We start from the raw sequence: 21,259 nt of genomic DNA on the forward strand, positions 1-21,259 counted from the left end.
CAGTTGCGCCAGCAACCGGGCCAGTTCAGCGCAGGTTTCCGGGTTGGGTTGCAGACGCAGGCTGCTTTCAAGGTAATCGCGTGCCTTGCCCCACAAGCGACCTTGCAGACAGATACGGCCCAGTGTCAGCAACAGGCCTGGATCCTTTGGATGCTGCTTGAGCCAGCCTTCGGCCGCCTGCAATTGCTTGCCGTTGTCACTGCCGTGCACCAGCCCGTAGAGCCGCGCCAGATGGCTGTCGTAGTCGCGCTTGAGTGCGGTGCGCAGCACTTCCTCAGCCTGGACATGGGCATTGAGGCGGCGCAGTTGCTCAGCGTAGGCCAGGACCAGTGCGGGCTCCTGGCGCTGCGCCGACGTCAGGGCTTTCCAGGCCTTGTCCAGCGAAGCCAGGCCAGTCGTGGCCCCCTCTTCGGCTTCACGCCAGGCCGACAGGCTCAGGTTTTCACCCCAGGCGCGGCGCTCCAGTTCGGCCAGCTCGGCAGGCGGCAGAACCTTGTCTTTACGCAATTCCGGCATCAGGCGGATCAGTTGCGGCCAGTCGCCGCGCAACTGATAGAGGCGCTGCAACTGACGCAAGACCTGCGGGTTATGTGGATGGCGCTCCTGCATGGCCTGCAAGGTCACCAGTGCAGCATCGGTATCGCCGCGCTCTTGCTGCAATTGTGCGTGAGTCAGGGCAACCGCAAGCTCCGCATGCGGCTGACGCTGCAAGGCGCGCTCCAGCAGCGTATCGCTGTCTTCGTAACGACCCTGCTCGTTGGCAGCGCGTGCGGCACCAATGTAGTACAGCAGCGGCTGCGGATCGGCTTCGGCGGCGCGATGCAGATGACGCTGGGCGCTGGCCCAGCGGCCCTCGGCAAGGTCCATCTGGCCTTGCTCGATGGCCAGTTGCACACGGCGGTGGCGATGGCGGCGCGACCATGGGTTGACCAGCCCGCCCGAGGTGGTCAGCAAGCCGATCACCAGGCGTACGATCAGCAACACCAGCCAGATCGCCACCAGCAGGCCCAGAGCGGCCCACAGGCTCGATTCGAAGCGGAAGCCCTGGTACGAGATCAGCACATAGCCGGCGTGCTCGGCCATGCCCACACCAATCAGGGCCGCAACGGCAATGGCAATGAACAGCAGAACGTAGAAGCGCTTCATGGGCTGACGCCCCGCTGTGTGTGGGTGGACGACGTCTCGGCCGGCTGTGGCGCACTGTGGCGGCGCTCAAGATAGGCCTGCACTGCACCGAGGCTTTGTGCCAGATCAGGGGTCATGACCGACACCGGCTGGCTGGCCAGCGCATCGAGACGTTCGGCAATCACCTTGCTTTGCGGGTTGTCCTTGTTGAAGTTGGAGCCCAGCACGTTGCGCGCTTCTTCGATGGCCTTGGTGTAGATCTGCGGCTCGCCATTGAGTGCCGCCCACTGCGCCTGCTCCAGCGCCAGGGTCAGGGCCAGACGCACTTGTGCCAGGCTCTGGCCGGCAAGCACCGGACGGATGTCTTTTTCGGCATTGAAGTCAATGCGGATGTAGTGCGAGATCTGTTCCCACCAGCGCGACCAGTAGCCGTCTTCAGTCTTGTCCAGGGTCAGGCCGAGCAACGAGCCGCCCTTGTCTTCGTATTCGGGGGCCAGGGCATTGAGCTGCACGACCTGCTCGCGCAGGGCGGCCAGTTGCAGGAACAGGCCGGTACGGTCGGGTTGTTCGATGCTGTGCAGGGCCGCCAGGCTTTTGGCCAGTTGCTCGCGCGCGGCAAAGGCGCCCGGATCATCCTGCTCGCGCAGAATTTCATCGGCGCCCTGAACCAGCGCACGGGCGCTGTTGATGTCCTGCAGGGCCGACAGACGCAGGCTGGCCAGACGCAGCAAGTGCTCGGCTTCGGCCAGGCGCCAGTCCTTGCGGCTGGCACCCAGCACGCCTTCGAGGCGCTGGCTCAGACGCTGCTGGTCACCTTGCAGTTGCGCCACCAGCCGACGGCTGTCTTCGAGCTGATCGGCCGGCGGAAACTGTGCCAGGCGTGCGGCCAGTTGCTGGTCGTTGCGGGTCAGCGCCAGGGTCTGTTCGGCAATGTCCTGCACTTCATTGCGCTGTTGCAGATGGCCGGCCTGCAGCATGCGCAATTGCCACACGCCCCAGCCAGCCACGCCGACACCGGCAATGCCCAGCAACAAGGCGATGACCGCCAGGCCGCTGGTTCGGTTGCCCGGGCGCTCGGGGCGCTTGGGTTCGGGCGTTACGGTCGATGGTTTTACCACCGGCTCTTCGTCTTTGGGCAAGGCTGTTTCGCTCACGTATCCGTCCTTTGCAATTGGTGTCGCCGGCAGCGACACTTCGTCGATCAACAGGCGGGCGTTGCCCGCAAAGCCTCCAGCAAGGCCGTGGTGCTGGCCCCACGACAATCAACCACCCTGCGGGCGCCGGCGTCATGCGCCAACTGTGCGACCCGCGGGCTGGGTACGAACAACGGCAGCCCGGCCAATTGTGGCCAGTGCTCTCCCGCCATTCGCAGCAGATGCTCAAGACCCTGCCCACTGCTGACCACCAGCCCGTTCAAGCGTTCCCCCTCGACCCGCTGCAACAGTGCCTGCGGCGGGTAATCGGGCAAAAAACGGCGGTAAAGCGGCAGGTACTCGACCCTCACGCCTTGCTCGCGCAAGCGCTCGGCCATCCACTCACGACCTTCGTCACCGCGCATGATTAACACACGGCTTCCTGGTATGGCGATGGCATTTTGCAGGTGCGGCAGGTCGAGCAATGCTTCGCTGTCATCGCCCAGCTGCGGCCAGCTGACATCCTGCAGGCCATAATCGAGCAGTACCTGGCCGGTCCCGGCACCCACGCAGAACCACGGCTGCAGCGGCGGTTGCGGCCAGATTTCATCGAGCAATTCCAGACCCCGCCGGGCAGCAGGCTTGCTGACCACGATCACTGCCTGAAACTGCATCAGCTCAAAGATCATCGAGCGTTGCGCATCGTTCAATGGCAACGGCTCAATGGCCAGCAACGGCAGGCTGCTGGTGAACATACCGGCCTGGGCCAGCACCTGCGCCACGGCCGCCGATTCCTCGGCAGGGCGCGTCAGCAACAGGCGCCAGGCACTCATTGGTCAGCCGCCTCGCCGTAGATTGCCTGCAAAATCCGCCCGGCGCCCTGGCCCAGCAAGTCCTCGGCCACTTGCACGCCCAGCGCCTGGGCTGCATCGCGTGGCGCTCGGGCCTCGGCGCGCAGCAACAGGCCACCGTCCGGCTCGCCGACCAGGCCGCGCAACCACAACTGTTCGTCTTCAAGCACCGCGTAGCAGGCGATTGGTACCTGGCAGCCGCCGTTCAAATGACGGTTGAGTGCGCGCTCGGCCGAGACCCGGACCGCCGTGTCGGCGTGGTGCAAGGGCGCCAGCAAGGCGTGAATATCGGCATCCAGCGTGCGGCACTCGATGCCGACTGCGCCCTGGCCACCGGCCGGCAGGCTGTTTTCGATCGACAGACTGGCGGTGATGCGCGCCTCGAAGCCCAGGCGGATCAACCCGGCGGCGGCAAGAATGATCGCGTCGTACTCGCCGGCATCGAGCTTGGCCAGGCGGGTGTTGACATTGCCACGCAGAAAACGGATTTGCAGGTCGGGTCGCAGCGCCAGCAATTGCGCCTGACGCCGCAGGCTGGAAGTGCCGACGATACTACCGGCCGGCAGTTCATCAAGGTTGGCAAAACGGTTGGAAACGAAGGCGTCGCGCGGGTCTTCGCGCTCACAGATGCAGAACAGACCCAGCCCTTCGGGAAAGTCCATCGGCACATCTTTCATGGAGTGCACGGCGATATCGGCTTCATTTTCCAGCAGCGCGGTTTCCAGCTCCTTGACGAACAGTCCCTTGCCGCCGATTTTCGACAGCGGCGAGTCGAGCAGTTTGTCGCCCTTGCTGACCATGGGCACCAGGGTCACGAGCAGACCGGGATGGGCGTGTTCAAGCCGGCTTTTGACGTATTCGGCCTGCCAGAGGGCCAGCGCGCTCTTGCGGGTCGCAATGCGGATTTCGCGAGTGGACATGGATCAATCCGTACAGGGTAAAGACCGCCGATGATAACAGCTCGGCTGCGGGCGCTTCAGTGCCGCCTGCAAAGTCCGGCCCTGGACATCGATGATAATCGCCGGGACAGCGATCATGCTGCGCTGAAAGCAACGCCCGGTTGCTCATTAGCGTCAGGCAGGCCAAACGGACGTCAGGTCGTTCGCCATGCCTGATTCATGACACGCGCTAGAACTGCTGCATCATCTTGCGGACCCCCGCCACATGACGGCGGCTGACCACCAGCGCATCGCCATTGAGGCCCCTGAGGTACAACTGGAAATGCCCCAGCGGCGTGCGTTGCAATCGCTCGATCCGCTCGCGTGCCACCAGTGCATTGCGGTGGATGCGCACGAAGCGGTCGCCGAATTCATCTTCCAGCGCCTTGAGCGGTTCATCGAGCAAGACTTCACCGCCCTCGTGACGCAAGGTCACGTACTTGTGGTCGGCGATGAAAAAAATCACCTGATCCAGCGGGATCAGCTCGATGCCTTTGCGGGTCCGCGCACTGATGTGCGTACGCGGGCCGTTACCGCTTTCAGCGGCCGGACGGGTCATGGCGGCCAACTGCACGCGATTGGGTCGCTCGGCCTTTTTCAACGCCTCGGACAGATGCTCGGGGCGTACCGGCTTGACCAGATAACCCACCGCGCTGACCTGAAAGGCTTCCAGGGCAAATTCATCGTGCGCGGTGCAGAACACAACGGCGGGCGGGGCTTCGCGCTCGCACAGTCTGGCAGCGACTTGCAGGCCGTCGAGGCCCGGCATACGGATGTCGAGCAGGACGATATCCGGCTTGTGGCTTTCAATCAGCGCCAGGGCTTCTTCGCCGTTGGCGGCGCTGGGTTCCAATACCCGGTAGCCCTCGATTTCACCGACCAGGCGGCTCAATCGTTCCCGGGCCAGGGGTTCGTCATCAACGATCAGGACATTCATATTGCTTTGGCTTCCTGCGTGAGTCTCGCACAAGGATAGCGTAGACAGGTGTAGTGACGACCGTCACGGCGCTCCACGCTCAGACTGGCATGCGGACCAAAAAGTGCCGTAATGCGCGCACCGATGTTCAACAGAGCCTGCTGGGTGCCGCTGGACGTCTGCCGCGGGGCAACTTCGTCATAAGGATTGCTGACACACAATATGAACTCTCCCCCTTCGTAATCTGCCTCGACCCGTACGACCCCGCCTTCAACGCGCGGAGCGATGCCATAGGTCAAAGCGTTTTCAAGCAGTGGTTGCAAGGTTAGCTGGGGAATCGGCAAGTCATCGATAATCGTGCTGACCACCCATTCCAACTGTAGACGCTCGCCGAGCCGATATTGTTCGATCGATAAATATCGCTTGGCCAACGCCAGCTCTTCACGCCAGGCCACCAACGTACCGGGCCGGGCCAGGCTGGCCCGGAACAGATCGGACAGGTCCAGCACCGCCTGCTCGGCCTTGACCGGGTCGCTGGCGACCAGACTGGCAATACTGTTAAGCGTGTTGAACAGGAAATGCGGCCGGATACGCGCCTGAAGCGCTTCGATCCGGGCGCGCAACTCGGCCTGCTGTTGCTTGCGCCACTGACTCTGCAGATAAAAGTAGCGCAACATCAGTGCCGACATGATCAAAGCAATCACTGAATAGCGAATATAGCGTTCGACCATCCCCTCTACAGAAATCCTGCTCGATAACTGGCAGACGTCCGTGACGGCGGTGCACAGCAGCGTCAGGCCCACCACCATCAGGCAGCCCAGCAAACCGGCGAGTGCCGGCGGCAGACGCGCCAGCCAGGGCCGCAAACCGCACAGCAGGGCCGCCGAGAGCAGCACGATCCACTGCACGAACATCGACATCAAGGCCAGGCGCACCCATGGAAAGGTCTCGTGCATGGGCTCGACCAGTACCAGCGCCAGTACCAGCAGCTCGGCGAGCACCACCAGCACCAGCAACGCCTGGGGCAGGCACAGTTCGGGCAGGAAGAAATCCTGTTCGACGGCAGATTTTTCGGTTTTGGTGATCATGGCTTTTTAACAAGAGTCCTCTCGTGCAGGCCTCAGTCTCGGCCTGGCGCGTGACCGCGACAAGCCGTGCGAGGATAAAAAAACCTCACCCTGCTATGATCGTCGCTCCTTATGCCCGAACTTCCTTTCACGTAGAGCAACGAGCGAAATCATGAGCACCGACAAGACCAACCAGTCCTGGGGCGGCCGTTTCAGTGAGCCCGTCGACGCCTTCGTCGCGCGCTTCACTGCCTCCGTCAACTTCGACCAGCGCCTGTACCGCCATGACATCATGGGCTCCATCGCCCATGCGACCATGCTGGCCAAGGTCGGCGTACTGACCGATGCCGAACGCGACACCATCATCGACGGCCTGAAAACCATTCAGGGCGAAATCGAAGCGGGTCAGTTCGAGTGGCGCATCGACCTTGAAGACGTGCACATGAACATCGAAGCTCGCCTGACCGATCGCATCGGCATCACCGGCAAGAAACTGCACACCGGGCGCAGCCGCAACGATCAGGTCGCCACCGACATCCGTCTGTGGCTGCGTGACGAAATCGACGTGATCCTCGGCGAAATCACCCGCTTGCAGCAAGGTTTGCTGGAGCAGGCCGAGCGCGAGTCCGAAACCATCATGCCCGGTTTCACCCACTTGCAAACCGCCCAGCCGGTCACGTTCGGCCATCACCTGCTGGCCTGGTTCGAAATGCTCAGCCGCGATCACGAGCGTCTGGTCGACTGCCGCAAGCGTGCCAACCGCATGCCGCTGGGCAGCGCCGCGCTGGCGGGCACCACCTACCCGATCGACCGTGAGCTGACCTGCCAGCTGCTGGGTTTCGAAGCCGTGGGCGGCAACTCGCTGGACGGCGTGTCGGATCGCGACTTCGCCATCGAGTTCTGCGCAGCGGCCTCGATTGCCATGATGCACCTGTCGCGCTTTTCCGAAGAGCTGGTGCTGTGGACCAGCGCCCAATTCCAGTTCATCGACCTGCCCGACCGTTTCTGCACCGGCAGTTCGATCATGCCGCAAAAGAAAAACCCCGATGTGCCAGAACTGGTACGTGGCAAGAGTGGCCGTGTATTCGGCGCCCTGACCGGCCTGCTGACCCTGATGAAGGGCCAGCCGCTGGCCTACAACAAGGACAACCAGGAAGACAAGGAGCCGCTGTTCGACGCCGCCGACACCCTGCGCGACTCGTTGCGTGCCTTTGCCGACATGATTCCGGCGATCAAGCCTCGCCACGCGATCATGCGCGAAGCGGCGCTGCGCGGCTTCTCTACCGCCACTGACCTTGCCGACTACCTGGTACGTCGTGGCCTGCCGTTCCGTGACTGCCACGAGATCGTTGGCCATGCGGTGAAATACGGCGTCGAAAGCGGCAAGGACCTGGCCGAAATGAGCCTTGAAGAACTGCGCCGTTTCAGCGACCAGATCGAGCAGGACGTGTTTGCCGTGCTGACCCTGGAAGGCTCGGTCAACGCCCGTAACCACATCGGCGGCACTGCGCCTGCACAGGTCCGTGCCGCAGTGGTCCGTGGCCAGCAATTGCTCGCCAGCCGCTGATCTAGCTTGCCTGGCGTGCGACAGCCTGTACGCGCGCCAGGAACCTCGGCCAGTCCGCCTCTCTGGCCGCCGCCACCTGCTGGACGTTGGGACTCTGCGCCAGACGCTCCAGCAAGGCCCGCGCTTGCGGCACCTGCTCCAGTAAATCCATACCAAACAGTTGCTCGCCCACGCGCTGGGCAAGGTCGATGCTGTAAAGAAAATAAATGTCCGCAACCGTGAACTGCGCACCCGCGACATAAGGCGCAAAACGACCGCGCTGGGCAAGGGCTGCAAAGCCCTTGATCAGGTCACGGCGTGCCTTGGCCTTGAGATCGGCAGGCGTCGGGCGGCCGCCGAAGATGACTTCGACGTAACACAGGCGTGCCGGCAACTCGATGTACAGCTCGATTTCCTTGGCAATCGTCCACACCTGAGCTCGGCCAAACGGATCGGCAGGCACCAGCGGCTGGTTAGCCGAGGTGTCTTCGATGTAACGCAGGATGACGTCGGTCTCACTGATGAAACCCTCGGGCGTTTCGAGCACAGGCACCTTGCCGCGCGCACTGATGGCCATTGCCTGCGGATTCTGACAGCCGTACAGCGGCACAATCTCAAACGGCAGTTGTTTCTCAAGCAACGCCAGCTGGACCATGTTGAAATAATTGCTTGCGGCAAACCCGTATAATTTCAGCACTGATTTATCTCCTTGAATGTGATACGTAATGAGTCAGGAGTCGCAACTCTAATCATTTATTCAAGAAAATCAGTTACCTATAACGCATATTGGGCATTTAAGGAGCCATCCTACATTGCTCGTCGATTGCGCCTACAGGATGCCGTTAAACTGCAGTTCTTAGTTACGAGGAAGCAACCATGACAGAAGTACTTGATGACAACGACGAAGAGTTCGCCGCCTCGACCTTGATACAGGCCATCGAAAACCAGCTTGAGAGCGACAACCCGCCCGCTGCCAAGGCCGTCTATAACAAGTTGACGCTGGTGGGTTACGAGCGCGATGACATTCTTGAATTGATGGCCCACGTGCTGGCCATCGAGATCGACGCCATGCTCGCTGCTGATCGGCCGTTCGATGGCCAGTGGTACGAAACGGCGCTGCGCGCGCTGCCGGAACTGCCGCCAGAAAATTGAGCGCAATAGCCAGCACAGGCACAGCAATCCGGTCTACACTCGGGATGCCCCGCTGCCGCGACTTTACAAGGGGCCGCGCCCGGACGGGCATCCACTACTAATAAAAGTCTGGAGCACCTATGTCTTACACCCCTGAGCTGGTTGCCGAACTGGAAATCCTTGCCCTGTTCAACCTGGACAACACCCTTGAAGGCCTGAAAGTGCACCATGTGGCAGCGCCTGCCGCCATCGCTGCGGCCCAGCGTCTGCATGACAAGGGCCTTACCACGCAAGTCGACGGTGGCTATCTGACCAGCCTGGGTCTGGAAGCCGCACGCCATGCCCAATCGTTGCTGACCGTCCTGCAAACGGTTCGTCAGGCGGCCTGATACCCCCTTCAGACATTCATGCCGCTTGAGGCCGGACAATAAAAAACTTGTCCGGCCCCTTCACGTGCCAGCACACAAACTGATACAAAGCCGATACACATTTTGATGCCAATTATTTGGGGCGACCGTTACTACGCCTCGTGCTTGCACTCCAGGTAAGCGTTGCGATGACACCCCCCTTTGAAATCCGTCCCGATCTGGACGAAGGCATTGACCGCAAGGTTCTTGGCCAACTACGCGAACGCTTTTTAAAGCTTAACGATGGACGACTGGCCCGCGCCCGTGAAGGCCTGTCGCCGCGCCAGCAAAGCGTCCTGGCCCTGTTGCCGCTGCTGTTTCACGTCAATCATCCGTTGTTGCCAGGTTACGTGTCTGGCAGTACCCCGGCGGGGGTTTCCAATTACGAGCCGGGGCCTCAGGTGCTGGCCGAAGCACAGCGCCTGACCCGCTCGTTCTCGCACAAGGTGCGCCGCGGCCCTGTGCCGCAGCCAATTCACGGTCTGTTTCTGATGGGCAGCCTGGGCACCCTCGCCCAGGCCGATCAGAGCGACATGGATGTCTGGGTCTGTCACGACAGCGAGCTTTCGCCCGACGCCATCGCCGAGCTGCGCAAAAAATGCCAGGCACTCGAAGCCTGGGCAGACACACAGGGCGCCGAAGCGCATTTCTTTCTGATCGACCCACAGCGCTTTCGGGTCGGCGATCGCGACACGCAACTGAGCTCCGACGATTGCGGCACCGCCCAGCACTACCTGCTGCTCGACGAGTTCTATCGCACAGCCCTGTGGCTGGCAGGGCGCACACCTTTGTGGTGGCTGGTGCCGGCCTACGAAGAGCCGCGTTATGAGGCGTACACCCACACGCTGCTGTCCAAGCGTTTCATCCGCGCCGATGAAGTGCTCGATCTGGGCAACATGGCGCACATTCCGCCCGGCGAATTCGTCGGTGCAGGACTCTGGCAGTTGTACAAGGGCATTGATTCGCCCTACAAATCGGCACTCAAGCTGTTGCTGATCGAGGTCTATGCCAGCGAGCACCCCAAGGTCCAGTGCCTGAGCCTGCGCTACAAGCAGGCCGTGTTCACTCATCATCAGCCGGACCTGGACGAACTGGACCCGTACATGGTCGTTTACCGCCGCATCGAAGAACACCTGCTGGCGCGCAACGAGCCCGAACGCCTGGAGCTGGTACGCCGCAGCCTGTATCTGAAGGTCAACAAGAAGTTGACAGGACGCCAGCGCAGCACGGGCTGGCAGCGCCAGTTGATGGAGCGGCTGACCGCAGAATGGGGTTGGGACGAGCGTCAGTTGACCCTGCTCGACAGCCGCAACCAGTGGAAAGTCCGCCAGGTCAGCCACGAACGCCGTGCACTGGTCAACGAGCTCAACTACAGCTATCGCTTTCTGACCCAACTGGGGCGCACGCAAAAAACCACCAACTCGATCAATGCCCGCGACATGAGCATTCTCGGCCGTCGCTTGTATGCAGCCTTCGAGCGCAAGGCTGGCAAGGTCGAATTCATCAACCCCGGTATTGCTCCGGATCTGGGCGAAGACACCCTGACCCTGGTGCAATCGCCCAACAAGCGCGAGCCGGGTACGCATCAGTGGAGCCTGTACAACGGCAGCCTCAAGGCGCATGAATGGCCAGCGCTGACCCCTCTCAAGCGCAGCCGCGAACTGCTGGAGCTACTGGCCTGGTGTCACCGTAACCAGGTCATCGACAGCAGCACGCGCCTGGCCTTGCACCCCGGCACCAGTGATTTGAGCGAGATTGAACTGTTCAACCTGACCGGTGCCTTGCAACAGAGCTTTGCCCTGCCGCTCCCGGCGGTCAGCGACGAACAACTGCTCATGCCCAGCGAGCCTCGAGAGATTCTGCTGCTGGTCAACGTCGGCCTGGATCCGCTGCGTCATCACCGCGACCTGAACATCCTGATGACCACCGAACGCACCGACTCGCTCAGCTATGGCGGCGCGCGGGAAAACCTGATCCTGACCCTGGACCAGATCACCCTCAATAGCTGGAACGAAACCCTGGTCAGCCGCTATGAAGGGCCGCACGCCCTGCTCGATTGCCTGGTCGAACTGCTCGGCAGCCTGCCCGAGGGCGCGACCCAGCCGCGTATCAAGGTCAGTTGCTTCTGCCACAACCGCGCCCAGGCCATTGCCCAGCGTGTCGAGGACATCGTCGACACCGCGCGGTTGCTGCTGGCCCGGCGTCTGCATCATCGCTATCTGTTGCAGATCAAAAAGCAGTTCCACGTGCTGGAACTGCTCACCGGCCAGATCACCCCCGTCGTGATCAACAGTCTTGCCGGCCTGCTCAGTTATCTGGGCGAACCATTGCCTTGCTACAGCCCGCTGTACCTGGACCCGCAGGCGCTGGACGACCACGACTTGCCATTGATCCTGGCGCACGGCCAGCCCGAATGCATTCAGGTGTTCTACCGGGTCAATGAGGGGGCCGCCGACCTGTATGTGCTCGACGAACACAATGCCCTGTGGCACCAGAACCTGCCCTGGCACGATGAACCGAGCCTGCTGCAGCCCTTGCAGCGGTTTTTCCATTCGATGATCTATCGGCGCGGCGCGTCATTGCCGCTGGATAATCCGCAAGAGCCGGTAGCGCTGGAAGTGTTGTATTACCAGGTGCTGCCATCGGGTAACACTCGCGCACGCTCTATCGAGGCGCGACAAACACCTGCGGCGACGGAGCGGTCTTTTTACGATGTGCAGGCGATCTTCGAGGAAACCGTACCAGGGCAGGTGCATGTCACACTGTACTGTGACAACCGCGAATTTTCAGAGCTGGAATACGGCGAGCATCTGTACACGGTGGTCGCCCGGCAGATCCTCGCCCGACGCAACGAAGCCGAGCGCTATCGCTGCTATATCACCGATCTTGACCTGTCAGGCCTGAACAACGACGGGCACGGGCAGAGCATTCTCTACCTGCACCACAAGACCCGCCTGGAAAAGCACCTTAACGAGGCGATGCTCGAAGCCTTGTAGCGCGGTTTATACGGCATCACGCCTGCGCTGCTCGGCCGCGCTGCAGATCTGCCGACGGCGTTCGTCGTCGGCAGAGCGCCATTCGCGGATGTCTTCGACGTGACGAAAACAACCCATGCAGACCTTCTCGTCATCCAGCCGGCACAGGCTGACGCAGGGTGAACGTACGGCCGAACTGACGTTGCTGTACAGCGGCTTGGGCGGGCGTGGGGCAGAGGTTGCAGTCACGAATCAGATCTCGTCGAAGTCCAGCTCTACGCCAGCCTGTTCAATAGTGATGCGCTTGAGCATTTCGCTGAGCAGCTCTTCGCTGGTGTCGCAGACCCAACGGCTTTCCTGCTCGTCGTAGTCGAAGTGAAAACCACCCGATTTGGCGGCCAGCCACAGTTGCAGCAGTGGCTCCTGGCGGCTGAAAATGATCTGCGAGCCGTTCTCGAATTTCACGGTCAGCACACCGGCCGAATTTTCCAGATCGAGGTCCAGGCCGCTCTCGTCAAAAATGTCTTCCAGATTCTCCTGAGTTGCATCGACCAGGTCGTGAAAGCGGGCTGCGGTCAAACTCATTGTCATGAACCTCGGAAAAATGGACGAATATCACCTGTCGCGCACGATACGGGCGCAGCCGGGCAAATGCAAAGGCGGATCTAAAGCGTCAAAAATCGGCAATCGGTCGATTACAGGTCGACAATCGCGTCAAAGCCCCGCCAGACGGAAAGGTCACTGCATAGGCAAGCCGCCGGGTGGCCGGTATACTCGGCCGCAATCAAAGCTTATACAAAGGATTTCGCCATGAAGCGCCTGATCTCTTCGCTTGCTGCGCTCCTCGCGGTCGCCTGCCTCGTCACCGCCTGTGGGCAAAAAGGCCCGCTGTACCTGCCTGACGACAGCAAGTCTGCCGACGAACAAACCGCCTCGCATTCGCACAAGCATTCTTAAGGGTACGTCATGGACGCTTTCAACTACCGCGACGGTGAGCTGTTCGCGGAAGGCGTGGCCTTGTCTGCCATTGCCGCACGTTTCGGCACGCCCACCTATGTTTACTCGCGCTCCCACATCGAGGCGCAGTATCGCGCTTACGCCGATGCCCTGAGCGGCATGCCGCACCTGGTGTGCTTTGCCGTCAAGGCCAACTCCAACCTGGGCGTGCTTAACGTCCTGGCACGTCTGGGCGCAGGTTTCGACATCGTTTCGCGCGGTGAACTGGAGCGCGTTCTGGCCGCAGGCGGTCAGGCCGATCGCATCGTCTTCTCTGGCGTCGGCAAGACCCGTGAAGACATGCGCCGTGCCCTCGAAGTGGGCGTGCACTGCTTCAACGTCGAGTCCACCGACGAGCTGGAGCGCCTGCAAGTGGTGGCCGCCGAGCTGGGCGTGCGCGCACCGGTGTCGCTGCGCGTCAACCCGGATGTCGATGCCGGCACCCACCCGTACATCTCCACGGGCCTCAAGGAAAACAAGTTCGGTATCGCTATCAGCGACGCCGAAGACGTCTATGTGCGGGCTTCGCAACTGCCGAATCTGGAAGTGGTCGGTGTCGATTGCCATATCGGCTCGCAACTGACCACGCTGGAACCGTTCATCGATGCGCTGGACCGCCTGCTGGACCTGGTCGACCGTCTTGGCGATTGCGGCATTCACCTGCGCCACATCGATCTGGGCGGCGGTCTGGGCGTGCGTTATCGCGATGAAGAGCCGCCGCTGGCCGGCGACTACATCAAAGCCGTGCGCGAGCGTCTTGAGGGCCGCGACCTGGGCCTGGTGTTCGAACCGGGTCGTTTCATCGTCGCCAATGCCGGCGTGCTGCTGACTCAGGTCGAGTACCTCAAGCACACTGAGCACAAGGATTTCGCCATCGTCGATGCGGCCATGAACGACCTGATCCGCCCGGCGCTGTATCAGGCCTGGATGGACGTAACGGCGGTTCGCCCGCGTGACGCTGCCGCGCGCACCTACGACATCGTCGGGCCGATCTGCGAAACCGGCGACTTCCTGGCCAAGAACCGCGAGCTGGCGCTGGCCGAAGGCGACTTGCTGGCCGTTCACTCGGCCGGTGCCTATGGTTTCGTCATGAGTTCGAACTACAACACCCGTGGTCGCGCCGCTGAAGTACTGGTCGATGGCAGCGACGTTTTCGAAGTGCGTCGTCGGGAAACCCTGAGCGAGCTGTTTGCCGGCGAAAGCCTGCTGCCGGAGTGATCCCATGCTGCTGCGTTTTACCAAGATGCACGGGCTGGGCAATGACTTCATGGTCCTGGACCTGGTCAGCCAGCACGCGCACATCTTGCCCAAGCACGCCAAACAGTGGGGTGACCGGCACACCGGCATCGGTTTCGACCAACTGCTGATCGTCGAGGCACCGAGCAATCCGGACGTGGACTTCCGTTACCGGATCTTCAATTCCGACGGTTCCGAAGTCGAGCAATGCGGCAATGGTGCACGTTGTTTCGCCCGTTTCGTGCTCGACAAGCGCCTGACCACCAAGCGCCTGATCCGCGTCGAGACCAAGAGCGGCATCATCGAGCTGGATGTGCGCAACGACGGACAGATCTGCGTCGACATGGGAGCACCGCGCCTGGTGCCGGAGCAGATCCCGTTTCAAGCCGCGCAACAGGCCGTCAGCTACGACCTGGAGGTGGACGGCCAGACCGTGCAGCTGGCCGCCGTGTCGATGGGCAACCCGCATGCGGTGTTGCGCGTCGAGGACATCAACGGCGCGCCGGTACACGATCTGGGGCCACAAATCGAACACCACCCGCGCTTTCCGGCACGGGTCAACGTGGGCTTTTTGCACGTCGTGGATCGCCAGCGCGCGCAACTGCGCGTATGGGAACGCGGTGCCGGCGAAACCCAGGCCTGCGGCACCGGCGCCTGTGCGGCGGCCGTTGCGGCCATCAGCCAGGGCTGGATGGACTCGCCGGTATTGATCGACCTGCCGGGCGGGCGCCTGTCCATCGAATGGGCAGGCCCCGGCCAGCCGGTGTTGATGACAGGGCCTGCGGTGCGGGTCTACGAGGGTCAGGTTCGTCTATGAGTGAGCAAATGCGATGACCGATCAGCCTCCTGCTTCAACCTCATCCAGCGAAGCAGAGGCGGTCATCGCCTATCTGCTGCGCCATCCGGAATTTTTTGCCGAGCATGACGAACTGTTGACGTCGATGCGCATTCCTCACCAGCGCGGCGACAGCGTTTCGTTGGTCGAGCGCCAGCTCAAACTGCTGCGCGAGCGCAATATCGAGATGCGCCACCGCCTGTCGCAACTGATGGATGTGGCCCGCGACAATGATCGTCTGTTCGAAAAAACCCGACGCCTGAACCTGGCCCTGATGGACGCCGGCAGCCTCGACGAGCTGGTGATTGCCGTCGAGGACAGCCTGCGCCATGATTTTCAGGTGCCGTTTGTCAGCCTGATCCTGTTTGGCGACAACACCATGCCGGTAGGCCGCTGGGCCAGCAGCAGCGAGGCGCAAAACGCTATCGGCGGCCTGATGGGCGAAAAGGCCGTGTGCGGTGCGCTGCGTGAGCACGAGCTGACATTCCTGTTTGGCGCCGAGCAGAGTAAACAGGTTGGCTCTACGGCACTGGTGACCCTCAACCATCAAGGCCTGCTCGGCGTTCTGGCAATCGGCAGCCGCGACCCGCAACACTACAAGAGCTCGGTCGGTACGCTGTTTCTGAGCTATATCGCCGATGTGCTCAGCCGTCTGTTGCCGCGCCTGACCCACTCGCTGCGCTCGGTACGCTGAGCATGGAGCGACAACTGGAGGCCTACTGCACGCATTTGCACAGTGAGCGCCAGGTGTCGCCGCATACCCTGCTGGCCTATCGGCGCGACCTGAACAAGGTTCTGGCGTTCTGCCAGAAGCAGTCCCTGGCCCGTTGGGCAGACCTCGATATCCAGCAATTGCGCAGCTTCGTTGCCCGTCAGCACCTGCACGGCCAGTCTTCGCGCAGCCTGGCACGGTTGCTGTCGGCGGTGCGCGGCCTGTACCAGTACCTCAATCGCGAAGGCCTGTGCCAGCACGACCCGGCCAACGGCCTGTCGCCGCCCAAAGGCGAGCGGCGCCTGCCCAAGACCCTGGACACCGACCGTACCGCGCAACTGTTCGAGGGCGCCGTAGAAGACGACTTTCTGGCCCGCCGCGACCAGGCCATCATGGAGCTGTTCTACTCCTCGGGGCTGCGCTTGTCGGAACTGACCAGCCTGGACATCGATCAACTGGACCTCAACGACGGGCTGGTGCAAGTACTGGGCAAGGGCAGCAAGACCCGTGTCCTGCCGGTAGGCAGCAAGGCCCGCGAGGCCTTGCAGGAATGGCTCAGGCTGCGCGGGCAGGCCAACCCGCACGACAACGCAGTGTTTGTCGGCATGCAGGGCCGCCGCCTTGGCCCGCGGGCCATTCAGGTGCGCCTGAAGGCCGCTGGCGAGCGTGAGCTGGGCCAGAACCTGCACCCGCACATGCTGCGCCACTCATTCGCCAGCCACCTGCTGGAATCGTCTCAGGACCTGCGTGCCGTACAAGAACTGCTTGGCCACGCCGACATCAGCACCACGCAGATCTACACTCATCTGGATTTCCAGCATTTGGCCAGCGTCTACGACAGCGCTCACCCCCGGGCCAAGCGTAAAAGCCGCGAACATGATTAAAGAGGCAGCGCTCCATGATTAAGCTGATCACCTTCGACCTCGACGACACCCTGTGGGACAACGCACCGGCCATCATGGGCGCCGAGACCCTGCTGCGCGACTGGTTGAGCGAACACGCTCCGCGCCTGGGACCGGTGCCGGTCGAGCACCTGTGGGCGATCCGCACCCGACTGATCAGCGAAGAGCCAGGCCTCAAGCACCGCATCAGCTCTCTGCGCCGCCGCGTGCTGTTCCACGCTCTGGAAGATGCAGGTTACGACCCCGATGAAGCCCAGGACCTGGCCGACCGCAGCTTCGAGGCCTTCCTGCAGGGGCGTCATCAGGTGCAGGTGTTTCCGGAGGTCCTGCCGACTCTGGAAATCCTCGCCAAGACCTACACGCTGGGGGTGATCACTAACGGCAATGCCGATGTGCGCCGCCTGGGCCTGGCCGACTACTTCAACTTTGCCCTGTGCGCCGAAGACCTGGGGATAGGCAAGCCCGACCCCACGCCCTTTCTCGAAGCCCTGAGCCGCGCCCGTTGCGAGCCTGCGCATGCGGTGCACATCGGCGATCACCCTGAAGATGACATTGCCGGCGCCCAGCGCGCCGGCTTGCGGGCCATCTGGTACAACCCGCAAGGCAAGGTCTGGGACGCCGACAACCGCCCTGACGCCGAAATCCATAACCTGTCGCAGTTGCCCGAGGTACTGGCCCGCTGGGGCTGACCCGGCAACTGGCCCCAGGCCGGATCGCAGACAGGAAAAAGCCCGCGACAGCGGGCTTTTTCCTACACGTTCGTGCAACCGTCAGATAGGACGGCTGCCGTACTTGTTATCCGGCTTCTTGGGCGGATCGGCGACCACGTTGGCCTCCACTTCCTGTACCCGGCCGCCACGAGAGAGGAACTCTTCCATGGCGCGAGCCAGCGCATCGCGATCCTTTTGCTTGGCCTCGATACTGGGCAACTCATCAACCGAAACGGCGGCCTTGGATTTACCCTTGGCAGGCGTTGCCGCCACTTCACCGTCATCGGAATCGGGGGCGTCGTCTTCCGGAGCTGCACTGAGCTCCTCGCCCTCTTCTTCGCCTTCCAGATCGTCTACCAGATCATCGTTATCGTTGTCGTCGTCGCTCATGTTCAACCTCATGACTTGCGAAAGCAGAATTAGTTATAGCTCAGCAGCTGTGAAAATCGAGCCACTTTAAAGACACAGCACCCGCTGAAATCAGCGGTTAATCCCAGTCACCCTGAAGAGTGGCCAGAAGACGGCGAGCACCCCCATGATCCCGATGCTCGCCGAGGTAGACACCTTGCCATGTACCCAGCGCCAGACGGCCGGCCGAGACCGGCAAAACCACCTGGCAGCCCAGCAGACTGGCCTTGAAGTGCGCCGGCAAGTCATCGGGGCCTTCGTCGTTGTGTTCATGGCCGGCCACGCCCTGAGGCACCAGCCGGTTGAAAAAACGCTCGAAATCACGACGTACCGCCGGGTCGGCATTCTCGTTGACCGTCAACGAGGCCGAGGTGTGTTGCAGCCACAGGTGCAGCAAGCCGACACGACAACCGGACAGCCCGGGCAGGCCTGCGATTATCTCGTCGGTGACCAGATGAAACCCGCGAGGCCTGGCCCGCAGGGTAATTCTGGATTGCTGCCACATAGCCTTCTCCGCATGTTCGGCGCGCATTCTAACTCGCCTGAGAAAAAAGCAAAGCCTGCGATAAGGCAAGCTTGCCCCGAGTCAGGCGATGGTTATTCAGTGACAGCGCAGAGGCCCGGTAGATCCATAAACAACAGGCAAAAAAATACCCGGAAAACCGGGTATTTTTTTCAGCGCAATTACAGGTTGTAGCCACGCTCGTTGTGCTGCGCCAGGTCCAGGCCAACGGCCTCTTCCTCTTCGTTGACGCGCAGACCGATGACCACATCCAGCACTTTCAGGATGATGTAGGTCACGATGGCGGTGTACACCACGGTGAACGCCACGCCCTTGAACTGTACCCAGACCTGGGTACCGATGTCGGTCACGGTGCCGAAGCCGCCCAGAGCAGGCGCTGCGAACACGCCGGTCAGGATGGCACCAACGATACCGCCAACACCGTGTACGCCGAAGGCATCCAGCGAGTCGTCATAGCCCAGCTTGCGCTTGAGGCTGGTGGCGCAGAAGAAGCAGACCACACCCGACACCAGGCCGATGACCAGCGCGCCCATCGGACCTGCTGTACCGGCAGCCGGAGTGATGGCAACCAGACCTGCAACCACACCCGAGGCGATGCCCAGTGCGCTTGGTTTGCCGTGGGTCAGCCACTCGGCGAACATCCAGCCCAACGCCGCAGCGGCGGTGGCGATCTGGGTCACCAGCATCGCCATACCGGCGGTGCCGTTGGCGGCAGCAGCGGAGCCTGCGTTGAAGCCGAACCAGCCGATCCAGAGCATGGCCGCGCCGATCAGGGTGTAACCCAGGTTGTGCGGGGCCATCGGGGTGGTCGGGTAGCCTTTACGCTTGCCCAGCACCAGGCACGCCACCAGGCCTGCAACACCGGCGTTGATGTGCACCACGGTGCCACCCGCAAAGTCCAGCACGCCCCAGTCCCACAGCAGGCCGCCAACACCGCCCCAGACCATGTGGGCAATCGGTGCGTAGACCAGGGTGAACCAGATGGCCATGAAGATCAGCATGGCGGAGAATTTCATACGCTCGGCGAACGCACCGACGATCAGCGCAGGCGTAATGATCGCGAAGGTCATCTGGAAGGTGATGAACACCGCCTCAGGGAACAGTGCCGCAGCACCGGTCAGGCTCGAAGGCGTGACACCGGCCAGGAAGGCTTTCTGGAAGCCGCCGACGAAGGAGCTGAAGTTGACCACGCCCTCTTCCATGCCGGTGGCATCGAACGCCAGGCTGTAACCGTAAACCACCCAGAGGATGCTGATCAGGCCGGTGATTGCAAAGCATTGCATCATCACCGAGAGGATGTTCTTGGAGCGGACCATGCCGCCGTAGAACAGCGCCAGGCCAGGAATGGTCATGAACAGAACCAGCGCGGTCGCCGTCAACATCCATGCAGTATCGCCGGAGTTCAGCACAGGTTCTGCAACAGGTTCAGCCGCCAGGGCCAGACCAGGTAAAGCGAGGGACAACAGGGCTCCTAGCCCTGCGAATTGACGCAGAGTCATATTGTTTCTCCTGGGGCGTTGGGTTTGGCGGCTTAGATAGCGTCGGTATCGGTTTCGCCGGTACGGATGCGGATGGCCTGTTCCAGATTGACTACGAAAATCTTGCCATCGCCGATCTTGCCGGTGTTGGCAGCCTTGGTGATGGCTTCGATGACCCGATCCAGATCCTTGTCATCGATGGCGACGTCAATCTTCACTTTAGGAAGGAAGTCGACTACGTATTCAGCACCGCGATACAGCTCAGTGTGACCCTTCTGACGCCCGAAGCCTTTGACTTCCGTGACAGTGATGCCCTGCACGCCGATCTCGGACAACGATTCGCGCACGTCATCCAACTTGAACGGCTTGATGATTGCAGTGACTAGTTTCATGAAACTTTCTCCCGAATTGGTGGACTTGCCCCAGGAAAACAAACCCGTCTCAAGTCTAAGCGCAGTGTCTGGCTTTGTAACGTATCGCGCGCCTTATCGAGCGCCGACCGTGTTCAGATAACTGTATCTGGCGAAATACTTTCCTGCTCCGCCTGCCGCACTGCCTTCGTCACAGCGACTGCATCAGTGCATGGGTCACATGGGTCTAAGCAGAAAGCTTGCCAGCTCGGGAATTTTCATTGAAATCAAGCCATTGCTGCCTGCCAGGCACATTCGGGCCTGTTCGGGGCACGCAAGACGCACAATAACAGTGCATGCGTGCACGACTGAATGCGCGATAAACGTGCGTGAAACCAGTAAAAAAACGCACCGTGCTACACTGCCGCGCATCTGATACCGGGAAACCATCATGCTTGCCCCCAAAGCCCTCCTCGATGCCCTGAGCGATCACGCCTCGCGCCTGTTCAGTGGCGATACCCCGCTGCCACGGGGTGAGTTCGAAGCACAATTCAAGATTTTGTTACAAAGCGCCTTCAGCAAGCTCGATCTGGTCAGCCGCGAAGAGTTCGACAGCCAGATGGCGGTGCTTGCCCGTACGCGCGCTCGTCTGGAAGCGCTGGAAGCAAAAGTCGCTGCGCTGGAAAATGGCAATCCTTCCGGCTTGCAGGACTAAGCTCGGCGTCCCCTGCGACAGGGCATTTTGTTTATCGATAATGGGTATTGTGCCAAGGCCCCTGCAATTGGAGGCCTTTTACCCGGCTTTTTCGTCTAAAATGCCCGGCTGAATCGTTCAGGTCACATGCCATCTGCCTTATCGGGCAGACAGATCGCTGTCGGGTCAGCCCGGCCCGGCAATGTGACATCAACCGATTCGTGATCCGACTGATGGGTGTGAGTAAAAAGGCTTGCCCCTGGCGCCACGAAGCCAGACGGGCCTGAGCACAAAAGTGTCATCGAAGTCGCTGAAGCCAACAACTA

Annotated in this window: 24 protein-coding genes; 11 read left to right on the top strand and 13 right to left on the bottom strand. The window is 61.4% G+C overall.

Annotation, left to right across the window (positions count from 1 at the left end; translation table 11 throughout):
* The 6 genes from ACYP2A_RS05575 to ACYP2A_RS05600 form a co-directional block, all read right to left on the bottom strand.
* Positions 1–1,146: heme biosynthesis HemY N-terminal domain-containing protein (locus tag ACYP2A_RS05575; RefSeq protein WP_459743501.1), on the bottom strand; the 1,146-nt coding region annotated here is incomplete at its 3' end.
* Positions 1,143–2,279, bottom strand: a complete 1,137-nt coding sequence (locus tag ACYP2A_RS05580; protein ID WP_459743503.1) for a uroporphyrinogen-III C-methyltransferase — start codon at positions 2,277–2,279, stop codon at positions 1,143–1,145. The genes ACYP2A_RS05575 and ACYP2A_RS05580, both read right to left, overlap by 4 nt.
* A gap of 47 nt (positions 2,280–2,326) precedes the next feature.
* Positions 2,327–3,091 (bottom strand): uroporphyrinogen-III synthase, encoded by a 765-nt coding sequence (locus ACYP2A_RS05585; protein ID WP_459743505.1) that lies wholly within the window; start codon positions 3,089–3,091, stop codon positions 2,327–2,329.
* Complete coding sequence (gene hemC, locus ACYP2A_RS05590; protein ID WP_459743507.1) at positions 3,088–4,029, bottom strand: hydroxymethylbilane synthase; 942 nt, start codon at positions 4,027–4,029, stop codon at positions 3,088–3,090. Before hemC ends, ACYP2A_RS05585 begins: the two co-directional genes overlap by 4 nt.
* 208 nt (positions 4,030–4,237) lie before the next feature.
* Positions 4,238–4,984: a LytR/AlgR family response regulator transcription factor gene (locus ACYP2A_RS05595; protein WP_459743509.1), complete on the bottom strand. Its 747-nt coding sequence runs from the start codon at positions 4,982–4,984 to the stop codon at positions 4,238–4,240.
* Complete coding sequence (locus ACYP2A_RS05600) at positions 4,981–6,051, bottom strand: sensor histidine kinase (protein WP_459743511.1); 1,071 nt, start codon at positions 6,049–6,051, stop codon at positions 4,981–4,983. Before ACYP2A_RS05600 ends, ACYP2A_RS05595 begins: the two co-directional genes overlap by 4 nt.
* A gap of 151 nt (positions 6,052–6,202) precedes the next feature.
* Here ACYP2A_RS05600 and argH point away from each other — a divergent pair, with 151 nt between their 5' ends.
* On the top strand, positions 6,203–7,597 hold the full coding sequence (gene argH, locus ACYP2A_RS05605; RefSeq protein ID WP_459743513.1) for an argininosuccinate lyase: 1,395 nt from the start codon (positions 6,203–6,205) through the stop codon (positions 7,595–7,597).
* A 1-nt stretch (position 7,598) separates the two neighbouring features.
* Here the strand turns inward: argH and ACYP2A_RS05610 are convergent, their stop codons facing one another.
* Positions 7,599–8,273, bottom strand: a complete 675-nt coding sequence (locus ACYP2A_RS05610) for a glutathione S-transferase family protein (protein ID WP_459743515.1) — start codon at positions 8,271–8,273, stop codon at positions 7,599–7,601.
* A 179-nt stretch (positions 8,274–8,452) separates the two neighbouring features.
* On the opposite strand from ACYP2A_RS05610, the gene ACYP2A_RS05615 reads away from it, so the two are divergent.
* The 3 genes from ACYP2A_RS05615 to ACYP2A_RS05625 all read left to right on the top strand — a co-directional run bounded on the left by ACYP2A_RS05615 (position 8,453) and on the right by ACYP2A_RS05625 (position 12,110).
* The gene (locus ACYP2A_RS05615) at positions 8,453–8,728 is read left to right on the top strand and encodes a hypothetical protein (RefSeq protein WP_459743516.1); all 276 of its coding nucleotides are present in this window, start codon (positions 8,453–8,455) and stop codon (positions 8,726–8,728) included.
* Between the two features lie 119 nt (positions 8,729–8,847).
* Positions 8,848–9,096: a TIGR02647 family protein gene (locus ACYP2A_RS05620; RefSeq protein ID WP_459743518.1), complete on the top strand. Its 249-nt coding sequence runs from the start codon at positions 8,848–8,850 to the stop codon at positions 9,094–9,096.
* 167 nt (positions 9,097–9,263) lie between these two features.
* Positions 9,264–12,110 (top strand): class I adenylate cyclase, encoded by a 2,847-nt coding sequence (locus ACYP2A_RS05625; protein ID WP_459743520.1) that lies wholly within the window; start codon positions 9,264–9,266, stop codon positions 12,108–12,110.
* 6 nt (positions 12,111–12,116) lie between these two features.
* Here ACYP2A_RS05625 and ACYP2A_RS05630 read toward each other — a convergent pair whose 3' ends face one another.
* Together ACYP2A_RS05630 and cyaY are read right to left on the bottom strand one after the other, a co-directional pair.
* Positions 12,117–12,338 (bottom strand): DUF1289 domain-containing protein, encoded by a 222-nt coding sequence (locus ACYP2A_RS05630; protein WP_459743522.1) that lies wholly within the window; start codon positions 12,336–12,338, stop codon positions 12,117–12,119.
* A 3-nt stretch (positions 12,339–12,341) separates the two neighbouring features.
* Positions 12,342–12,674, bottom strand: a complete 333-nt coding sequence (gene cyaY / locus ACYP2A_RS05635; protein WP_459743524.1) for an iron donor protein CyaY — start codon at positions 12,672–12,674, stop codon at positions 12,342–12,344.
* A gap of 225 nt (positions 12,675–12,899) precedes the next feature.
* On the opposite strand from cyaY, the gene lptM reads away from it, so the two are divergent.
* From lptM to ACYP2A_RS05665, 6 genes are read left to right on the top strand one after another with little or no spacing between them, the layout of a single operon-like run.
* Positions 12,900–13,046 (top strand): LPS translocon maturation chaperone LptM, encoded by a 147-nt coding sequence (lptM, locus tag ACYP2A_RS05640; protein WP_459743526.1) that lies wholly within the window; start codon positions 12,900–12,902, stop codon positions 13,044–13,046.
* 9 nt (positions 13,047–13,055) lie between these two features.
* Positions 13,056–14,303 carry a diaminopimelate decarboxylase gene (gene lysA, locus ACYP2A_RS05645; protein WP_459743528.1) on the top strand — a complete coding sequence of 416 codons (1,248 nt, stop codon included), beginning with the start codon at positions 13,056–13,058 and terminating at the stop codon, positions 14,301–14,303.
* Between the two features lie 4 nt (positions 14,304–14,307).
* Positions 14,308–15,138, top strand: a complete 831-nt coding sequence (dapF, locus tag ACYP2A_RS05650) for a diaminopimelate epimerase (protein ID WP_459743529.1) — start codon at positions 14,308–14,310, stop codon at positions 15,136–15,138.
* Positions 15,139–15,151: 13 nt separating this feature from the next.
* Entirely contained in the window at positions 15,152–15,850 is a 699-nt protein-coding gene (locus ACYP2A_RS05655) for a DUF484 family protein (RefSeq protein ID WP_459743531.1), read from the top strand.
* A 2-nt stretch (positions 15,851–15,852) separates the two neighbouring features.
* Complete coding sequence (gene xerC / locus ACYP2A_RS05660; protein WP_459743532.1) at positions 15,853–16,752, top strand: tyrosine recombinase XerC; 900 nt, start codon at positions 15,853–15,855, stop codon at positions 16,750–16,752.
* A 14-nt stretch (positions 16,753–16,766) separates the two neighbouring features.
* Positions 16,767–17,459 (top strand): HAD family hydrolase, encoded by a 693-nt coding sequence (locus ACYP2A_RS05665; protein WP_459743534.1) that lies wholly within the window; start codon positions 16,767–16,769, stop codon positions 17,457–17,459.
* 81 nt (positions 17,460–17,540) lie between these two features.
* On the opposite strand, the gene sutA is transcribed toward ACYP2A_RS05665, so the two are convergent.
* From sutA to glnK, 4 genes are all read right to left on the bottom strand, one after another.
* Positions 17,541–17,870 (bottom strand): transcriptional regulator SutA, encoded by a 330-nt coding sequence (gene sutA / locus ACYP2A_RS05670; RefSeq protein ID WP_459743536.1) that lies wholly within the window; start codon positions 17,868–17,870, stop codon positions 17,541–17,543.
* Between the two features lie 97 nt (positions 17,871–17,967).
* Positions 17,968–18,393: a secondary thiamine-phosphate synthase enzyme YjbQ gene (locus ACYP2A_RS05675; RefSeq protein WP_459743537.1), complete on the bottom strand. Its 426-nt coding sequence runs from the start codon at positions 18,391–18,393 to the stop codon at positions 17,968–17,970.
* A gap of 179 nt (positions 18,394–18,572) precedes the next feature.
* The gene (locus ACYP2A_RS05680) at positions 18,573–19,910 is read right to left on the bottom strand and encodes an ammonium transporter (protein WP_459743538.1); all 1,338 of its coding nucleotides are present in this window, start codon (positions 19,908–19,910) and stop codon (positions 18,573–18,575) included.
* Positions 19,911–19,942: 32 nt separating this feature from the next.
* Positions 19,943–20,281, bottom strand: a complete 339-nt coding sequence (gene glnK / locus ACYP2A_RS05685) for a P-II family nitrogen regulator (protein WP_002555808.1) — start codon at positions 20,279–20,281, stop codon at positions 19,943–19,945.
* Positions 20,282–20,690: 409 nt separating this feature from the next.
* On the opposite strand from glnK, the gene ACYP2A_RS05690 reads away from it, so the two are divergent.
* On the top strand, positions 20,691–20,954 hold the full coding sequence (locus tag ACYP2A_RS05690) for an accessory factor UbiK family protein (protein ID WP_459743540.1): 264 nt from the start codon (positions 20,691–20,693) through the stop codon (positions 20,952–20,954).
* Positions 20,955–21,259 lie beyond the last annotated feature (305 nt).

It is taken from the genome of Pseudomonas sp. 3A(2025), assembly GCF_054589175.1.